Raw genomic sequence first — 17,077 nt, 5'->3', positions numbered from 1 at the left:
CACGGGAAGGCGGGCGAGAAGCCGGTGGTCGCTCCTGTGGCCGTGGACGGCGTCGCGCATCCTGATGTTGGTCATCTGCTTCGCCCCCGGGTATCCGCGTAACCCCGTCGTGGGCGAGACCATCATCTACGAAGGGTGGAGCAGGGTCCTCGCAGACGGCGCGTTCCCCGGCGACGACGTTCGCTGGCAGTACCCGCCGCTGGCCGCGTTCCCCATGCTGCTGCCGCGTCTGCTGGGCGGCATGTACGGGATCGCCTTCATGCTCTGCGCGATCGCCGCCGACCTTCTCGTTCTGTGCCTTCTGCTGAAGAAGGGCGAGTCGAAGGCGGGCGCCTGGTGCTGGATCGGCGGCGTCCTCCTGCTCGGCCCCGTCTGCTTCTTCCGTTACGACCTATTCGTCGCGGCTCCCGTCGTCGCGGCGCTCCTGTGGCTCGGGCGCGACCGGACCTTCGGCGCGCTCGTCGCGGTGGGCGTGCTGATGAAGGTATGGCCGGGACTGCTGCTGCTGGCGCTCGGCCGGGGGCGCGCGGCGGTCCGGGCGGCCGCCGCGTCCGCCGTGACGTCCCTCGCCGTTCTCGTCTCCATGTCGGTGGCGGGGGACGGGGCCTGGGGCTTCCTGCGAGCCCAGCGCGACCGGGGGGTGGAGGTGGAGGCGCTGGTCGCCACACCGATCCAGGTGGCACGGTGGTTCGGCTGGCCGGGAGACGTGCAATACCGCTACGGGTCCTGGGAGCTGGTCGGCCCGGGCGTCGCCGCCGCGGGTACGGTCAGCGTCCTCGCCACGGTCCTCGGCCTGACCATGGTGACGTGGGCGGTGGCGCGCCGGGACCCCCGGGAGTGGACGCCGGCGGCGGGTGCGGACGCGGCTCTGGCGGCGGTGCTCGTGCTGATCGTGTGCGGCCGCGTGCTGTCGCCGCAGTACCTGCTCTGGGCGCTGGGGATCGCCGTGGTCTGCCTGGCGTCGGCGCGTACCCGGCAACGGCCGGCCGTGACGGCGGTCCTGGTGGCGACGGCGCTGACCCACGCCGAGTTCCCGTTGCTCTGGAAGGACGTTCTCGAAGGACAAGCGCTCGCCGTCGGGGTGCTGGCCCTGCGCAACGTCCTGCTCGTGGTCGCCGCGGTCCTCGCCGTCGTGACCGTGTGGAAGGCGGAGACGCGGCAGGCGCGACCTGGAGGGGAGGACGCCGTGCACGGCACGGACCGGGTCACGGAGAGGCGAGGCGCCGGTAGAGGACGACTCCGTCTCGCTCGGCGACCTTCGTGAACCCCTGGTCCGGCAGCGTTCGCAGGGCCGCCCGCTGCTGCTCGACGGTCGGTGGCCACAGACCCGACCGGACGGCCCCCTGACGGTCGGGCACCTTGAACGACTTGGTGCTCAGCGTCGTGTCCACCACGACCCAGTCGACCCGTTCCCCATGGGACTGGGGAAAGATCACCACCCGGCACCGCCCGGTGAGCTGCGGCGCGAGGTTGTTGCCAGCCGCGACGAGCGCGTCATCGGGGATGAGGGCGAGCACGCGGTGGGCGGCCACGGCATGGGGCCTTTCCCGATAGCCCGCGGGATTCGTTACCGCCCACAGGACCGGATGCAGAAGGAGGACGAAGAGCATCGGAATAATGATGGCGCACTTCCGCCAGACCGCGTTGGCCCGGGAGGGACGTGCGAGCAGGGGAAGGACCTGGAGCAGCGCGATGAAGATGACCGGCATCAGCGCCGCGTTGTAGTGCACCCGCCCTATCTCCCAATGCAGCGGATTGGTGGAGGCCAGCCGGGAGAGCAGCGACGGAACGGCGATGAGGATAATGGGGCTGCGCAGCGCGACCCCGCCCGTGAGCAGTACGAGGAACGAGATGAGCACGAGTTTTCGAGGTTCCTCGACGAGCCCGACCGGCATCGACAGTGCCTGTGAGAGAAGGCCGCCTTCGCCGCCGAGATAGGCGCTGTAGTTGAACTGCCCGGAGTTGAAGAACGGGAGGACGACTTTGATCGTCAGTACGACGGCGGCGAGTCCGGTGACGATCAGGGCGATCCCGGGCCGGCGTCGCCCGCGCCATGCCATGTACGCGCCGATCGCCGCCACGAACAGGCCCATGTCCTCCTTGACCAGCAGCATGGGCAGCGTCCACGCCACGGCCGCCCGCCAGCGTTCCTCGACCAGTGCGGCCAAGGCGAAGGCGAGCAGCGGTACGGCGAACGCGATCTCGTGGAAGTCGAACGACAGCGCTCCTTGGAGTCCCCAGGAGAGCGCGTAGGCCACCGACAGCCACGTGCCCGTGACCGGTCCGAGCCGGGTGATCGCCAGCCTGGCGACGGGAACGATCGAAACAGCGATGAGCGCCGCCTGCGCGATGAGGAGGGTGTGCGCCGTCGGCCATATCCGGTAGAGGGGCGCCAGCGTGATCAGAATTGGATGGAAGTGGTCGCCCAGAATATTGCTTTCAGGACCTTTGATCGGAACGAGCGGCGTCTCGAGACGGGAGTACGCTCCGACCGCCTGCTCGAAAATACCGAGATCGTACGCGCTGGTCCCCAGTCGCTGATGCCGCTTCAGTGCGTGTATGGAGTAGAGGACGAAGAACGCCGCCGCAAGCACGAAATGCAGGCGTCCCTGCAGGAGGTTCGAGCGCTTCCCGGTCACCGGGCCGGTGTCTGCCGATGTGCCGCCAGAAGGCTTGGCAGTGGCGTCATCCTGATCGTTGCCGGAATTTTCGTCCACATTCTTCGTCTGCACTCGACGACTTTATCGAGTGGGCGGAGTGAGGGACAAGGAGGAGCCGGGCCCGCCCTGGACCGGACGACGCGGCAGGCATTGGGCCCCCGGACCCATGCATGGCATGGGTTCGGGGCGCTTCAATTGGGCCCATCATGCATCTCCCTGATGAAGATGATGACGAGCGGCTGACGTCCGCGGACGGCGTCTCCGAGCAGAAGCTGATGGCGGAGCTGAAGGAGGAGAACGACCCGGCGCGGCCCGTCCAGGTGATCGGGCCGGCGTTCGGGCCGGACGTCGACCTGCCCGCGCTGCGGCGCATCGCCACGGCGACCGGGGGCGCCGCGTATCTGATCCGGGATCCGCGGCAGATCCGCGAGCTGTTCCGGCGGTCGGCGGCGCTGAAGATCTGCGACGACCCGCGCCGCTGCCCGGCGGGATGAGCGTCGATCCGCGCCCGGTGGCGAACGGTACAGGGCGCCGTTACCTTGAGATCCGCGGCGCGAGGAGGGGAGCGGGCGGGTGAGTGCGGAGGCGGCCGCTGAGAAGCCGGTGGTGTGGTCGTGGCGGGCGGACTGGATGGAGCCGGTCCGGGCGCGGCCGGTGCCGGTCGCCGTCGTGGCCGTGCTGGTCTGCGGGGTGCTCGGATGGCGGGTCGGGGTGCGGGCCGAGCTGGCGGCGTTCCTCTATCTCGGGCTCGTCGGTACGGCGCTCGGGTTCGTCGACGCGGCCCTGCGGAGGTTGCCGGATCCGCTGACGCTGACCTCCTATCCGGTCGGGCTCGTGCTGCTGGGGGCCGCGGTGCCGTTCACGGAGGCCGGAGGGCAGCGCTACGTGGGGGCGCTGGTTGGGATGGCCGTTCTGTGGGTGTTCTTCGCGGTCCAGTGGTTCATGCTGCCGAACGCCCTCGGGCTCGGGGACGTGAAGCTGTCCGGCGTTCTCGGGCTCTATCTCGGGTGGCTGGGGTCCGGGGCCTGGGTGCTGGGGGTCTTCGCGATGTTCGTCACCGGCGGGCTGTACTCGATCGGGCTGCTCGTGCTGCGGCGGGCCGGGCGGAAGGAGTCGATTCCGTTCGGGCCGTTCATGCTGCTCGGGGCGTTCGTGGGCATCGTGGCGTACGCGTGATCATTTGCAGAGGTTCTGGCCGGGCTTGACGCCGCCGTTGATGTTGTTGATGGCGGCGGGGGTGAGCCGGACGCCGGGCTTGCCGATGACGAGGCGTACGCCGTCCTGCGGGGCGCCGGTGTCGGCGGTGAGCAGGGCGTTCGGCACGACCTTGGCCAGCGCGGACGCCTGCGCCTCGGCGGCGGCGGAGTGGACGATGCGGCTCTCGGCGGCGCCGGCGGCCTTCTCGGTCTTCTTCCCGACCTTGAAGCCGCGCCGTTTTAGCTGGTCGGTGATGCGCTTGACGAGCTTGTCGTCGGCACCGGCGTCGACCACGGTGACCTTCACCTTGGACGGGGCGGGGAGGGCCGGCCGCGGCTTGGCGGGGGCGGCCGCGGGCAGGTCGTTGTCGTGCTTGATGGCCTCGAAGAGCGGGCCGGCGGCGTCCTGGTCCCACTGGACGCGGTTGGCGTCGGGCGCGTACCGCTCCACCGGGACGGTCACGAACCGGACCTGGCCGGCGCTCATGCCGCGCAGGCCCTCGGCCAGCTTCCGCATGGCGGCGAGGTCGAGGTCGTCGTCGGTGGTCATCGACTTCGTGGCGGCCTTGAGGAACTTGTACGTCTTGGCGGGGTCGGTGAGGATCTCGCTGCTGGTGGCCTTGTCGACCACCGAGGCCATGAACTTCTGCTGGCGCTCGATGCGTTCCAGGTCGGAGCCGTTGCCGAGGGAGTAGCGGGCGCGGACGTAGCCGAGGGCGTCCTCGCCCTTGACGGTCTGCTTCCCGGCCTTGAGGTGGAGTTCGGCGCGGGGGTCGTGCACCGGCCGCTCGACGCAGATCTCGACGCCGTCGAGGGCGTCGACCACCCGCTTGAAGCCGGCGAAGTCGATCTGGACGAAGTGGTCGATGTGGATGCCGGTGAGCGACTCCAGCGTCTTCCACGTGCAGGTGGGGCCCGCGAACGCGAACGCGGTGTTCAGCATCCCGAACCGGCCCGGGACCGTTCCGCCCTTGTCCTTCCGGCAGGACGGGATCCTCACCATGGAGTCGCGGGGGAAGCTGACGCCGACGGCCTGGTCGCGGTTGGGGGACAGGTGCAGCAGGATCGCGGTGTCCGAGCGCGCCCCGGTCATCCCGGCGGCGGCGCCGTAGCGGGCGTTGTCGCCCTCGCGGCTGTCGGAGCCGAGGAGCAGGATGTTGAGCGACTTGTTGAGCTTCTTCGGACGGTCGTCGCCCAGCTGCCGGTCGGCGTCCCGCTGGTCGATCCCGCCCATGATGTCGTGGTAGAGCCCCGCCGCCCCGGCCCCGGTGACGAGCAGGAGCGCCGCGGCGCCGAGCGCCGTGCGGCGCAGGATCTTCCGCTTCCGCGTGCGCGCCTTCCGCCCGCTCTTGGCCGGCGCCTCGCCGCCCGGCTCGCCGTCAGTCTCGTCGCCCGGCCTGCCGGCCGGCCCGTCACCCAGCGTGTCCGCCGTGTCGTTCGCCGCCTCGTCCGCCGTCTCGCGGGCCGTCCGGTCGTCGTCGCCGGGGGTGCCGGTGTCCTCGTCGCGGCGGGGCTCGTTCTCGCTCATCGGGTCCCGTCTCGGGCAGGCCCTGTCCAGGGCGGATGCTTTGGGTGTTTCGTCAGTTTAGAGCTGAGGTGGAGGCGATGTCCGTTCATGACCATCCACATGTTGGATGCACGGCGGGCCCTCCGCGTTGTCATCGTCGGCACCGAACGTCCGATTCGGGCGATGCCGCATCCGGCCGCTTCCGTACGATCTGTCCCGTGGATGCGGGGTGGCCGGACGCGGAGTGGGTGATCGGCGGGCGGTTCGCCATGCTCGACCGGATCGGCGCGGGCGGCACGGGCCGCGTGTGGCGCGCCTACGACCGGCAGCGGGGTGACTACTGCGCCGCCAAGCTGGTCCGCCAGACCGGCACCTCCGTACGGCTGCGCGTGGTGCGCGAGCGCGCGCTCAGGCTGGCCCATCCGCACGTGGTGACGCCGTACGCCTGGTATCCGGCGGACGAGGACGTGCTCCTGGCGATGAACCTCGTGCGGGGCGGCTCGCTGGAGACGCTGCTCGGCGACTACGGCGGCCTGCCGCCCGCGTTCGCCGCCGAGCTGCTGGACCAGCTGCTCGCCGCGCTCGGCCACGTCCACGCCGCCGGCATCGTGCACCGGGACGTGAAGCCGGCCAACCTGCTCCTGGAGCCGAGCCCGGTCGGGGCGCCGCACCTCCGCGTGGCCGATTTCGGCATCGCGCTCGGCGGCGACGGCATGCGGTTCACGACGACGGGCTTCACCGTCGGGACGCCGGGCTACCTGGCGCCGGAGGTGCTCGACTGGAACCGTCCCGGGCCGGCCCAGGACCTGTACGCCGCCGGGATGGTCTGCTGGCGGATGCTGACCGGCGCGGGCGACCCGGAGCCCCGGCAGCGGGTCGGCCCGCCGCCGCCCGGTGTCCCGGCGGCGCTGTGGAGCGCCGTCCGCCGCCTGTGCGCGCCCGCGCCGCAGGACCGTCCCGCCTCCGCCGAGGCCGCCCGCGCGGAGCTGGCCGCCTGCGCCCCGCGCCTGGACCTGCCCGCCCGCACGAGGGACGGCGAGCCGCTGCAGATCTTCGACCACCTGCCGCCCCTGGACCCTCCGGGAAGTGGCGGCCGGCAGGGGCCGCACGGTGTCAGCTCTTCTGGAAGGTGATGTCGACGCGGCGGTTCTTGGCGCGGCCCTCGGGGTCGTCCTTGCCGCCGCTGGTGTTGGGCGCGACGGGCTTGGTCTCGCCGAACCCCTTGGCCTCGACGCGGGCGCCCGAGCCGGTCATGAGGCGTTCCAGCTCGGTCTTGACCGCCTCGGCGCGCCGGGTCGAGAGGGCCTGGTTGTACGCGGCGTCGCCGACGCTGTCGGAGTGGCCGGAGACCTCGATCGTTCCGGTGGCCTGCCGGAGCCGGGCGGCGAGCCGGGCGATGCGGCGGCGCGCCGCGTCGGTCAGGGTGGCCTTGTTGAAGTCGAACAGCACGTCGGCGGAGATGCGCACGGTGACCCGGTCGCCGCTGACCTCCTCGGACTCCAGCGGGAGCACGTACCTGGAGAGGTCGATGTCCCGGACGTGGTCGCCGGTGTTGACGTCGCGCACGGACTGCCCGACGTTGACGTCCGGGACGCCCGGGTCGGCGACCGCGGCGCCGGGCGTCCCGACGGCCACGAGCAGGGCGGCCGAGGCCGCGGCCGCGGCGACGGCGGAACGGCGCGCGGTCATCGCTGGACCGGGATGTCGCGGAACGTGGGCCATGAGCCGTACTGCACGTCGACCGACTTCACCTTCTCCGGCGGCGCGGCGAACGTGTAGGTGTGCAGGCTCGGCTGGTTGTTGCGCGTGTTGGTGGTGATGTAGTTGGTCTGAAGCTCGCTCCCGCGCGAGTCCTTGACGACGACGTAGCGCTTGAGGTTGACCGGGTCGATCAGCGCGGTGTCGAGGCCGTCCCTGCCGTTGAGCTCGTACGGGCTGGGCTCCTGGTCGGCGGTGGCCGGCAGCCGCGGGGTGAGCCGTACCGTGAGGGTGGCGAGGTTGCCCTTGACCCGCAGGCCCATCACGGCGATCTCGACCTTGGCGCCCTCGGCGAGCGGCGAGTCGAAGGTGCCGCCGATCACGGGCTCGCCGGTGGCGTCGACGCTGGGCCTGCCGCCGCCGGAGGCGACCCCGGAGTCGCCCGACTCCTTCGAGGAGCCGTTCGAGGAGCCGTCCCCCGAGTCGCCGCCGGAGTCGCCGGAGCATCCGGCCAGCAGTGCCGTGAGCGCCGCCAGTGCCGCCACGTGACCGGCCGTACGCCGTCTGATCGTCATCTCGTTCCGTTCCATCGGTCGCATATGCAAATGTGCTGGGGCGGTGCCACCATGGCAGGACGCCCGTGCGCTCGGCGAAGATAATGTTTGCAGATGCGAATCGTCAAGGGGGTCGAGGCTTGAGCGACGTCGTCGCCCGTAACCGGGCGCTCCAGGCCGAGTGGTACGGCGAGCCGCTCGGTGACCGTTTCCGCAGGCTGCTCGACCGGCTGGGGCTCTCGCAGTCGGGGCTGGCCGGGGTGCTCGGGCTGTCGCCGCCGATGCTGTCCCAGCTCATGTCCGGGCAGCGCGCGAAGATCAGCAACCCGGCGGTGCTGCACCGCCTCGCCGCGGCCGAGGAGCTGGCCGCCGAGCCGGGCTTCGGCGACCTGCCGGCGGGCGAGGTCGCCGCGCGCCTCGACCGCATCCGGGCCGAGACGGCGGCCACGACGGCCGGCCTGCGGGTGACGCCGGAACGGGTGCCGGAGCGGTCGCCCGCCCGCGCGTTGCAGGCGCTGCTGCGCTCGGTCGCGTCCGCGCAGGAGATCGAGGACGCGGCGGCGCTCATCGACGCCTCCCATCCGGAGCTCGCCCGCGTCCTCCGGGTGTACGGCAACGGCCGCACCGGCGAGGCCGAGGAGCACCTGGCCCGCACGCTCGGCGCCTAGCATCTCGTTGATCATGCTTTCCGGCACTGGTGTCGATTCCCGGCGGCCATAACGACTGGTTATGGGGCGGGGGCCCGCCGTCCGGGGCTCGCGAATGCCATAGCCTGTGGTCAGGCTCACACGGGGCCCTGGCTGTTATGTATGTCACAGGCCAGTTCAAAGGGCGTATGGTCGCCTCGCTGGAGACGCACACGCGGCGTTACCGCCCGCGTGCGGCCGGGGCGCGACGGCGGCATATGTGCGTTCGACCGTGGTACGGGGAACCGATGACCCGAGCTCAGGAGAGCGATCGATGAGCACTGTGGAGGCGCCGGGCAAGGCGCGCGCCCAGATCAAGGAACGTACGCTCCGCAAGGACAACTGGCGGATCTATCCGATCACCACCTTCGTGATCTTCACGGCGTGGGTGGTGTACGCGACCGTCCGGGCCTTCTGGGGCTCCGCGTTCTACGTGCCGGAGTTCCACTACCTCACGCCGTTCTACTCGCCCTGCCTGAACGACATCTGCAACGACGTGACGGTGAACGGCCACACGGGCAGCGCCGCGGAGTTCGGGACGTTCCTGCCGGAGGGGACGCGGGGCTGGATCCCGTTCGCGGCGATCTCGCTGCCGTTCCTGCTGCTGTTCCGGCTGACCTGCTACTACTACCGCAAGGCGTACTACCGGTCGTTCTGGGCGTCCCCGAGCGCCTGCGCCGTGCGCGAGCCGCACAAGAAGTACACCGGCGAGCGGCGCTTCCCCCTGATCGGGCAGAACCTGCACCGCTACTTCTGGCTGGCGGCGGTGCTCATCTCCCTCGTCAACACCTACGACGCGATCCTGGCGTACCACGGCAAGGACGGCGGCTTCGGCATCGGCCTGGGCAGCCTGATCCTGACCGCGAACGTGATCCTGCTGTGGCTGTACACGCTGTCCTGCCACTCCTGCCGGCACATCGTGGGCGGGCGGCTCAAGAACTTCTCCAAGCACCCGGTCAGGTACTGGATGTGGGGCCAGGTCTCCAAGATGAACGAGCGGCACGGCCAGTACGCGCTGATCACCCTGGGCTCGCTGGTGGTGGCCGACCTCTACGTGATGCTCGTGGCCAGCGAGACCATTTCCGACCTGCGAATCTTCAACTGAGGGGGCCTGAGATCATGACCGAGATCGAGAGGCACTCGTACGACGTCGTGGTGATCGGCGCGGGCGGCGCCGGGCTGCGGGCCGCGATCGAGGCGCGGCTCCAGGGCAAGAAGACCGCGATCATCTCCAAGTCGCTGTTCGGCAAGGCGCACACGGTGATGGCCGAGGGCGGCGCCGCCGCGGCGATGGGGAACGTCAACCCCAACGACAACTGGCAGGTGCACTTCCGCGACACCATGCGCGGCGGCAAGTTCCTCAACAACTGGCGGATGGCGGAGCTGCACGCCAAGGAGGCCCCGGACCGCGTCTGGGAGCTGGAGCACTGGGGCGCGCTGTTCGACCGCACCAAGGACGGCAAGATCAGCCAGCGCAACTTCGGCGGGCACGAGTACCCGCGGCTGGCGCACGTCGGCGACCGCACCGGCCTGGAGCTGATCCGCACCGCGCAGCAGAAGATCGTCGCGCTCCAGCAGGAGGACCACCGCGAGCACGGCGACTACGACGCGCGGATCAAGGTGTGGGCCGAGACCACGGTGACCCGGCTGCTGCTGGACGAGTCGGGCGCGATCGCGGGCGCGTTCGCGTACGTCCGCGAGACCGGCAGGTTCGTGGTGTTCGAGGCGCCGGCGGTGGTGCTGGCGACCGGCGGCATCGGCAAGGCGTTCAAGGTCACGTCCAACTCGTGGGAGTACACCGGGGACGGGCACGCGCTGGCGCTGCTGGCCGGCGGGACGCTGCTGAACATGGAGTTCGTGCAGTTCCACCCGACCGGGATGGTCTGGCCGCCGTCGGTGAAGGGGATCCTGGTCACCGAGTCGGTGCGCGGTGACCGCGGGGTGCTGAAGAACTCCGAGGGCAAGCGGTTCATGTTCGACTACATCCCCGAGGTGTTCAAGGCGCAGTACGCCACCACCGAGGAGGAGGGCGACCGCTGGTACGACGACCCCGACAACAACCGGCGCCCGCCCGAGCTGCTGCCGCGCGACGAGGTGGCGCGGGCGATCAACAGTGAGGTGAAGGCGGGCCGCGGCTCACCGGCCGGCGGCGTCTACCTCACGGTCGTGGGCCGGATGCCGGGCGGCGCCGAGGAGATCAAGCGGCGGCTGCCGGCGATGCACCACCAGTTCAAGGAGCTGGCGGACGTCGACATCACCAAGGAGGCGATGGAGGTCGGCCCGACCTGCCACTACGTGATGGGCGGCGTGGAGGTCGACCCCGACACGGGCGCGGCGCTGGTGCCCGGCCTGTTCGCGGCCGGGGAGTGCTCGGGCGGCATGCACGGCTCCAACCGGCTGGGCGGCAACTCGCTGACCGACCTGCTGGTGTTCGGCCGCCGGGCCGGGCTGGGCGCGGCCGAGTACGTGGACGCGCTGGCGGCGCGGCCGGCGCTGCCGGAGGCCGAGATCGAGTCGGCGGCGGCCGAGGCGCTGGCGCCGTTCGAGCGCGAGGGCGGCGAGAACCCGTACGCCGTGCACGCCGAGCTCCAGCAGACGATGAACGACCTGGTCGGCATCATCCGCAAGGAGGGCGAGATCCAGCAGGCCCTCGCGGCGCTGGAGAAGCTGCGCGAGCGGGTCGCGAACGTCAGCGTCGAGCCGGTCGCGGTGAACGACGGCCGCGGCTACCACCCGGGCTGGCACCTGGCGCTGGACCTGCGCAACATGCTGCTGGTCTCGGAGGCGATCGCGCGGGCCGCGCTGGAGCGGCAGGAGAGCCGCGGCGGCCACACCCGCGAGGACTATCCGGGGATGTCGGCGGAGTGGCGGAAGGTCAACCTCGTCTGCCGGCTGGCGGGCGACCCCGACGCCCCGCACGTGGAGCTGAAGCGCCAGCCGATGGAGCCGATGCGCGCCGACCTGCTGGAGCTGTTCGAGACCGACGAGCTGAAGAAGTACCTCACCGCCGCGGAGCTGCCGGGCGCGGCCGGTGCCGCCGGGCCGGCCGGCGACGCCGCGCCCGCAGGCGCGACCGCCGCCGGCGCCGACGAGACCGAGGAGACCGACTGATGAGCTACGACGCCAAGTTCCGGGTCTGGCGCGGCGACGAGGGCGAGGGCGAGCTGGTCGACTACAGCGTGGAGGTGAACGAGGGCGAGGTCGTCCTCGACATCATCCACCGGCTGCAGGCGACGCAGGCCCCCGACCTGGCCGTCCGGTGGAACTGCAAGGCCGGCAAGTGCGGGTCGTGCTCGGCCGAGGTGAACGGCATGCCGCGGCTGATGTGCATGACCCGGATGTCGACGTTCGAGCCGGACGAGACCATCACCGTCACCCCGATCCGCACGTTCCCGGTGATCCGCGACCTGGTCACCGACGTGTCGTTCAACTACGAGAAGGCGCGGGAGATCCCGTCGTTCGACCCGGGGGACACGAAGCCGGGCGAGTTCCGGATGCAGCAGGTGGACGTCGAGCGCTCGCAGGAGTTCCGCAAGTGCATCGAGTGCTTCCTGTGCAACAACGTCTGCCACGTCATCCGCGACCACGAGGAGAACAAGCCCGACTTCGCCGGGCCGCGCTTCCTCATGCGGATCGGTGAGCTGGAGATGCACCCGGCGGACGCGGCCGACCGGCGCAACATCGCGCAGGAGGACCACGGGCTGGGCTTCTGCAACATCACCAAGTGCTGCACCGAGGTGTGCCCCGAGCACATCAAGATCACCGACAACGCGCTGATCCCGATGAAGGAACGGGTCGTCGGCCGCAAGTACGACCCGGTGGTCTGGCTCGGGAGCAAGCTCGGCATCGTCAAGAAGGGACAGGACACTCCCTCCGCGTAACGGAGCGGGCGGGGCGACGGCGGGCGGCGTGCCCCCGTCGCCGCCGCCCGCCGTACCCGCCGTTCCCCATGAACGCCGCAGCCCCAGGGGGCGACCTCGCGGTCGCACACGCCGGGACCCACTCTTGTCCCGAAAAACCGCCACGAATAGGGAGAAGTTCACACAACGCGTGACGGTTTCGTGATTTCGCTGCCAGTCCCGTGAAGTGGTCCTCTCGTTTAGCGTGGATCCATGACCGCCTTCGAGCCTGGCTCCTTCCTTGCCGAGCTCACCCCTGAGGAACGCGCGGATCTGGAGGCGCGGGGCCGGTTCCGCGACCTGCCGCGCGGCGAGGTGCTCTTCCACGAGGGCGAGACGACCACCTCGGTCGCGGTCATCTACGGCGGCCGGGTGAAGGCGTTCTCGTACCGCGAGCACGGCGGCGAGGCGCTGCTGGACGTGCGCGGCCCCGGCGCGCTGGTCGGCGAGGTCGCCGCGATCGACCACCTGCCCCGGTCGGCCACCGTCGCCACGCTGGAGCCGGCCCGGGTGCTGACGCTCACCGAGGACCAGTTCACGGCGTTCCTCAGCCGGCACGGCCGGGTGTCGATCATCGTGATGCGGATGCTGTGCCGGCGCTGGCGGGAGGCCGACCGCAAGCGCGTCGAGTTCGGCATGTACGACGCGACCGGCCGCGTCGCGCAGCGCCTGGTCGAGCTGGCCGAGCGGTTCGGCGAGCCGTACGACCCCGACGGCCGCGCCAAGGGACCCACCGCCCCCGGCGGCCGTGCCCCGCATGTGCCCGCGCCCCGCCGCGCGCCCAACGGCGAGGCGGTCCCGGACGGCGCCGACGGCCGCGACCGCGGCCGGACGAGCGTGCAGATCACCCTGCACCTGTCGCAGGAGGAGCTGGCCGGCTGGGTCGGCGCGTCCCGGGAGGCCGTCAGCAAGGCGCTGGGCACGCTGCGCCGACACGGCTGGATCGAGACCGGCCGCCGCCGCGTGATCGTGCACGACCTGCAGGCCCTCCGCAGGCACGCCCGCTGACCGGCCGCCGGCCCCGGAGGAACCACCCGCCACGGTGGCGTTCCCGCGTCCCGTGCGGCCCTTCCCCAGCGGGGCTGGCCGGGGTCGCTGACCAGGATGGTCGTACCCTGTGCAGGATGCAGTTGCAGCAGCTCGCCTACTTCGTCGCGGTCGCCGAGGTCCGGCACTTCACCCAGGCGGCCGAGATCCTGCGTGTGGCGCAGCCTTCGCTGTCCAAGCAGATCCGCGCGCTGGAGGCGGAGCTGGGCGCGTCGCTGTTCAGCCGCGCCCGCGGGAACATCACCCTCACCCCGGCGGGCGAGGCGCTGCTGCCGCTGGCCAAGCGCATCCTCGCCGACGTCGACACGGCCCGGCTGGAGGTGCAGGAACTGGCCGGCCTGCGCCGCGGCCGGGTCCGGCTGGGCGCCACGCCGTCGCTGTGCGCGGGCCTGCTCGCCGACGTGCTGCGCCGCTTCCACGACACCTATCCGGGCATCCGGCTGATCGTGGAGGAGGGCGGCTCCCGCGACCTGGTCCGCGACCTGACCCGGGGGCTGCTCGACCTGGCGCTGGTCATCCTGCCGCTGGCCGGGGACCCGCCGCTGGAGACGACCTCGATCCTGCGCGAGAACCTGGTGGTGGCCTCGCCCGCCGAGCCGTCCCAGCTCACGCGCCGCCCGTACCTGCGGATCGAGGACCTGCGCAACCGGCCGCTGGTGATGTTCCGTTCCGGGTACGACCTGCGCGAGGCGACGATCGGCGCCTGCCGGGCCGCCGGGTTCGAGCCGCGCTTCGCGGTCGAGGGCGGCGAGATGGACGCGGTGCTGCGGTTCGTCGAGGCGGGGCTGGGGATCGCCGTCGTGCCGAGCATGGTGCTGGCCGGGCGGCCCGGCCTGCGCGGGACGCCGCTGGTCATCGCCGAGGAGCACGATCCGGCGACGGGCGTCCGCACGGTGCGTCCCACCGAGCCCGGCGGCCGGGCCCGCCCCGTCCGGCGCGGCTCGCCCGGCCCCGGCCTCCAGCGGACGATCGCCCTCGCGCACCGCAAGGACGTCGACCTGACGCACGCCGCCCGCGCGTTCCAGGAGACCCTGGAGACCTACCTGGTGGAGGCCGCCCTGGGCGGCAGCCTCCCCGCGGGAGTGGAGGCCCTAGGAACGATCATGGGCAAGCGTTCCTAGGGCCGCGCCCCTGCTTCCCTACTTCTTCTTGCCGCCGGCGGTCGCCTTCAGGTAGTCGTGGTTGAGGCGGCCGATCACGTCCAGCGGGATGCCCTTCGGGCAGGCGACGGTGCACTCGCCGGTGTTGGTGCAGCCGCCGAACCCCTCCTCGTCGTGGGTGTCGAGCATCCCGACGACGCGGTCCCAGCGCTCGGGCTGGCCCTGCGGCATCAGGCCGAGGTGGGTGACCTTGGCGCCGAGGAACAGCGCGGCCGAGCCGTTCGGGCAGGCCGCGACGCAGGCGCCGCAGCCGATGCACTCGGCGGCCTCGAACGCCTTGTCGGCGTCCGGCTTGGGCACCGGCGTCGAGTGCGCCTCGGGGGCGGTACCGGTCGGCGCCGAGATGAACCCGCCGGAGGAGATGATCCGGTCGAACGCCGAGCGGTCGACGACCAGGTCCTTGACGACCGGGAAGGCCTTGGCGCGCCACGGCTCGACGTCGATGACCTCGCCGTCCTTGAACTTGCGCATGTGCAGCTGGCACGTCGTGGTGGCCCGCTCGGGGCCGTGCGGCGTGCCGTTGATGACCAGCGAGCACATGCCGCAGATGCCCTCGCGGCAGTCGTGGTCGAACGCGACCGGCTCCTCGCCCTCGGCGATGAGCTTCTCGTTCAGGACGTCCAGCATCTCCAGGAACGAGGCGTCGGGCGAGATGTCGTCGAGCTTGTACTCGACCATCTTCCCCTTGCTCTCGGGGCCCGTCTGGCGCCAGACGCGCAGTGTCAGCTTCATTACTTGTACGACCTCTGGCTCGGCTTGACGTAATCGAACTCGAGGGCCTCCTTGTGGAGGACGGGCGGCGCGTCCTTCCCGGCCCATTCCCAGGCGGCGACGTAGGCGAAGTTCTCGTCGTCGCGCTTGGCCTCGCCCTCCTCGTCCTGGCTCTCGGCGCGGAAGTGGCCGCCGCAGGACTCGGCGCGGTGCAGCGCGTCGATGACCATCAGCTCGCCCAGCTCCAGGAAGTCGGCGACGCGGCCGGCCTTCTCCAGCTGCTGGTTGAGCTCCTCGCCCTTGCCGGTGACCTTGACGCGGGTCCAGAACTCCTCGCGCAGCGCCGGGATGAGCTCCAGAGCCTTCCGCAGGCCCTCCTCGGTGCGCTCCATGCCGCAGTACTCCCACATGATGTGGCCGAGCTCGCGGTGGAAGGAGTCCACGGAACGGTCCCCGTCGATCGACAGCAGCGTGTCGATCTGGTCCTTGACGCGCTTCTCCGCCTCGGCGACGGCGGTCTCCTTCACCGGCGGGAGGTCGGTGCGGGCGATGTAGTCGCCGACGGTGTTCGGCAGGACGAAGTAGCCGTCCGCCAGGCCCTGCATCAGCGCGGACGCGCCGAGCCGGTTGGCGCCGTGGTCGGAGAAGTTGGCCTCGCCGATCACGAACAGGCCGGGGATGTTGGACCGCAGGTCGTAGTCGACCCACAGGCCGCCCATCGTGTAGTGCACGGCGGGGTAGATGCGCATCGGCGTTTCGTACGGGTTCTCGCCGGTGATGCGCTCGTACATCTCGAAGAGGTTGCCGTACTTGGCCTCGACGGCCTTGCGGCCGAGCCGCTCGATGGCGTCGGCGAAGTCGAGGTAGACGCCGAGGCCGCCGGGGCCGACGCCGCGGCCCTCGTCGCAGACGTTCTTGGCGGCGCGGGAGGCGATGTCGCGGGGGACGAGGTTGCCGAACGAGGGGTAGATGCGCTCCAGGTAGTAGTCGCGCTCGTCCTCGGGGATGTCGTACGGCCTGCGCTCGTCGCCGGCCTTCTTCGGCACCCACACCCGGCCGTCGTTGCGCAGCGACTCCGACATCAGCGTCAGCTTGGACTGGTGGTCGCCGCTGACGGGGATGCAGGTCGGGTGGATCTGCGTGTAGCAGGGGTTGGCGAAGTACGCGCCGTGCTTGTGCGCCCGCCAGGAGGCGGTGACGTTGGAGCCCATGGCGTTGGTGGACAGGAAGTAGACGTTCCCGTACCCGCCGCTGGCCAGGACGACGGCGTCGGCGGTGTGGTGCGAGATCTCGCCGGTGATCAGGTTGCGGACGACGACGCCGCGGGCGCGGCCGTCCTCCATGATCAGGTCGAGCATCTCGTGCCGCGCGTGCAGCTCCACGTTGCCGGCGTCGACCTGGCGCATCAGCGCTTGGTACGCGCCGAGCAGGAGCTGCTGGCCCGTCTGGCCGCGGGCGTAGAACGTCCGGGACACCTGGGTGCCGCCGAACGAGCGGTTGTCGAGCAGGCCGCCGTACTCGCGGGCGAACGGGACGCCCTGCGCGACGCACTGGTCGATGATCTGCGTGGAGATCTCGGCGAGGCGGTGCACGTTGGACTCGCGGGCGCGGAAGTCGCCGCCCTTGACCGTGTCGTAGAACAGCCGGTAGACGCTGTCGCCGTCGTTGCGGTAGTTCTTCGCCGCGTTGATGCCGCCCTGGGCGGCGATCGAGTGGGCGCGCCGCGGGCTGTCCTGGAAGCAGAACTGGACGACGTGGTAGCCGGCCTCGCCGAGCGTGGCGCCGGCCGAGCCGCCGGCCAGCCCGGTGCCGATGATGATGATCTTCTTCTTCCGGCGGTTGGCCGGGTTGACCAGCTTGGCCTCGAACTTGCGCGTGGTCCAGCGGTTCTCGATCGGGCCCTTGGGGGCCTTCTCGTCGGCGATCGGCTCGCCCGACTTGTAGAAGGTGTCGGTCATG

General features: G+C 71.0%; 16 protein-coding genes. 10 read left to right on the top strand and 6 right to left on the bottom strand.

Annotation, left to right across the window (positions count from 1 at the left end):
• Positions 1–109: 109 nt before the first annotated feature.
• Positions 110–1,264 carry a glycosyltransferase 87 family protein gene (locus ACA361_RS01855; RefSeq protein WP_375009985.1) on the top strand — a complete coding sequence of 385 codons (1,155 nt, stop codon included), beginning with the start codon at positions 110–112 and terminating at the stop codon, positions 1,262–1,264.
• Here ACA361_RS01855 and ACA361_RS01850 read toward each other — a convergent pair.
• Positions 1,206–2,732, bottom strand: coding sequence for a DUF2079 domain-containing protein (locus ACA361_RS01850; RefSeq protein WP_375009984.1), 1,527 nt, complete (start codon positions 2,730–2,732; stop codon positions 1,206–1,208). The two genes, ACA361_RS01855 and ACA361_RS01850, sit on opposite strands and share 59 nt — an antisense overlap.
• A 134-nt stretch (positions 2,733–2,866) precedes the next feature.
• On the opposite strand from ACA361_RS01850, the gene ACA361_RS01845 reads away from it, so the two are divergent.
• A complete protein-coding gene (locus tag ACA361_RS01845) occupies positions 2,867–3,154 on the top strand; it encodes a hypothetical protein (protein WP_375009983.1) in 288 nt (95 codons plus the stop codon).
• A gap of 79 nt (positions 3,155–3,233) precedes the next feature.
• Positions 3,234–3,836 carry a prepilin peptidase gene (locus tag ACA361_RS01840; RefSeq protein ID WP_375009982.1) on the top strand — a complete coding sequence of 201 codons (603 nt, stop codon included), beginning with the start codon at positions 3,234–3,236 and terminating at the stop codon, positions 3,834–3,836.
• On the opposite strand, the gene ACA361_RS01835 is transcribed toward ACA361_RS01840, so the two are convergent.
• Positions 3,837–5,384, bottom strand: coding sequence for an LCP family protein (locus ACA361_RS01835; RefSeq protein ID WP_375009981.1), 1,548 nt, complete (start codon positions 5,382–5,384; stop codon positions 3,837–3,839).
• A gap of 197 nt (positions 5,385–5,581) precedes the next feature.
• Here ACA361_RS01835 and ACA361_RS01830 point away from each other — a divergent pair, with 197 nt between their 5' ends.
• The gene (locus ACA361_RS01830) at positions 5,582–6,496 is read left to right on the top strand and encodes a serine/threonine-protein kinase (protein WP_375009980.1); all 915 of its coding nucleotides are present in this window, start codon (positions 5,582–5,584) and stop codon (positions 6,494–6,496) included.
• Here the strand turns inward: ACA361_RS01830 and ACA361_RS01825 are convergent.
• Both ACA361_RS01825 and ACA361_RS01820 read right to left on the bottom strand, forming a co-directional pair.
• On the bottom strand, positions 6,477–7,052 hold the full coding sequence (locus ACA361_RS01825) for an OmpA family protein (protein ID WP_375009979.1): 576 nt from the start codon (positions 7,050–7,052) through the stop codon (positions 6,477–6,479). The two genes, ACA361_RS01830 and ACA361_RS01825, sit on opposite strands and share 20 nt — an antisense overlap.
• Positions 7,049–7,636: a hypothetical protein gene (locus ACA361_RS01820; protein WP_375009978.1), complete on the bottom strand. Its 588-nt coding sequence runs from the start codon at positions 7,634–7,636 to the stop codon at positions 7,049–7,051. Before ACA361_RS01820 ends, ACA361_RS01825 begins: the two co-directional genes overlap by 4 nt.
• Positions 7,637–7,755: 119 nt before the next feature.
• Between ACA361_RS01820 and ACA361_RS01815 the strand changes: the two genes are divergently transcribed.
• From ACA361_RS01815 to ACA361_RS01790, 6 genes are all read left to right on the top strand, one after another.
• Complete coding sequence (locus ACA361_RS01815; protein ID WP_375009977.1) at positions 7,756–8,283, top strand: helix-turn-helix domain-containing protein; 528 nt, start codon at positions 7,756–7,758, stop codon at positions 8,281–8,283.
• 292 nt (positions 8,284–8,575) lie between these two features.
• Complete coding sequence (locus tag ACA361_RS01810) at positions 8,576–9,406, top strand: hypothetical protein (RefSeq protein WP_375009976.1); 831 nt, start codon at positions 8,576–8,578, stop codon at positions 9,404–9,406.
• Between the two features lie 14 nt (positions 9,407–9,420).
• A complete protein-coding gene (locus ACA361_RS01805; RefSeq protein ID WP_375009975.1) occupies positions 9,421–11,412 on the top strand; it encodes a fumarate reductase/succinate dehydrogenase flavoprotein subunit in 1,992 nt (663 codons plus the stop codon).
• On the top strand, positions 11,412–12,182 hold the full coding sequence (locus ACA361_RS01800; protein ID WP_366613586.1) for a succinate dehydrogenase/fumarate reductase iron-sulfur subunit: 771 nt from the start codon (positions 11,412–11,414) through the stop codon (positions 12,180–12,182). Before ACA361_RS01805 ends, ACA361_RS01800 begins: the two co-directional genes overlap by 1 nt.
• A 231-nt stretch (positions 12,183–12,413) precedes the next feature.
• Positions 12,414–13,208, top strand: coding sequence for a Crp/Fnr family transcriptional regulator (locus ACA361_RS01795; protein WP_375009974.1), 795 nt, complete (start codon positions 12,414–12,416; stop codon positions 13,206–13,208).
• Between the two features lie 116 nt (positions 13,209–13,324).
• Positions 13,325–14,368 carry a LysR family transcriptional regulator gene (locus tag ACA361_RS01790; RefSeq protein WP_375009973.1) on the top strand — a complete coding sequence of 348 codons (1,044 nt, stop codon included), beginning with the start codon at positions 13,325–13,327 and terminating at the stop codon, positions 14,366–14,368.
• An 18-nt stretch (positions 14,369–14,386) separates the two neighbouring features.
• Here ACA361_RS01790 and ACA361_RS01785 read toward each other — a convergent pair whose 3' ends face one another.
• Both ACA361_RS01785 and ACA361_RS01780 read right to left on the bottom strand, forming a co-directional pair.
• A complete protein-coding gene (locus tag ACA361_RS01785; RefSeq protein WP_375009972.1) occupies positions 14,387–15,139 on the bottom strand; it encodes a succinate dehydrogenase/fumarate reductase iron-sulfur subunit in 753 nt (250 codons plus the stop codon).
• Positions 15,139–17,076, bottom strand: coding sequence for a fumarate reductase/succinate dehydrogenase flavoprotein subunit (locus ACA361_RS01780; RefSeq protein ID WP_375010878.1), 1,938 nt, complete (start codon positions 17,074–17,076; stop codon positions 15,139–15,141). Before ACA361_RS01780 ends, ACA361_RS01785 begins: the two co-directional genes overlap by 1 nt.
• Position 17,077 lies beyond the last annotated feature (1 nt).

The organism is Actinomadura sp. 21ATH (assembly GCF_041951345.1).
Lineage (GTDB): Bacteria > Actinomycetota > Actinomycetes > Streptosporangiales > Streptosporangiaceae > Spirillospora.
This window is presented reverse-complemented; position numbering and strand designations above follow the sequence as displayed.

Coding starts and splice junctions, on each gene's coding strand:
- ACA361_RS01845 (WP_375009983.1), top strand. CDS start 2,867: ATGCATCTCCCTGATGAAGATGATGACGAGCGGCTGACGTCCGCGGAC.
- ACA361_RS01835 (WP_375009981.1), bottom strand. CDS start 5,384: ATGAGCGAGAACGAGCCCCGCCGCGACGAGGACACCGGCACCCCCGGC.
- ACA361_RS01825 (WP_375009979.1), bottom strand. CDS start 7,052: ATGACCGCGCGCCGTTCCGCCGTCGCCGCGGCCGCGGCCTCGGCCGCC.
- ACA361_RS01820 (WP_375009978.1), bottom strand. CDS start 7,636: ATGACGATCAGACGGCGTACGGCCGGTCACGTGGCGGCACTGGCGGCG.
- ACA361_RS01810 (WP_375009976.1), top strand. CDS start 8,576: ATGAGCACTGTGGAGGCGCCGGGCAAGGCGCGCGCCCAGATCAAGGAA.
- ACA361_RS01805 (WP_375009975.1), top strand. CDS start 9,421: ATGACCGAGATCGAGAGGCACTCGTACGACGTCGTGGTGATCGGCGCG.
- ACA361_RS01800 (WP_366613586.1), top strand. CDS start 11,412: ATGAGCTACGACGCCAAGTTCCGGGTCTGGCGCGGCGACGAGGGCGAG.
- ACA361_RS01795 (WP_375009974.1), top strand. CDS start 12,414: ATGACCGCCTTCGAGCCTGGCTCCTTCCTTGCCGAGCTCACCCCTGAG.
- ACA361_RS01790 (WP_375009973.1), top strand. CDS start 13,325: ATGCAGTTGCAGCAGCTCGCCTACTTCGTCGCGGTCGCCGAGGTCCGG.
- ACA361_RS01785 (WP_375009972.1), bottom strand. CDS start 15,139: ATGAAGCTGACACTGCGCGTCTGGCGCCAGACGGGCCCCGAGAGCAAG.
- ACA361_RS01780 (WP_375010878.1), bottom strand. CDS start 17,076: ATGACCGACACCTTCTACAAGTCGGGCGAGCCGATCGCCGACGAGAAG.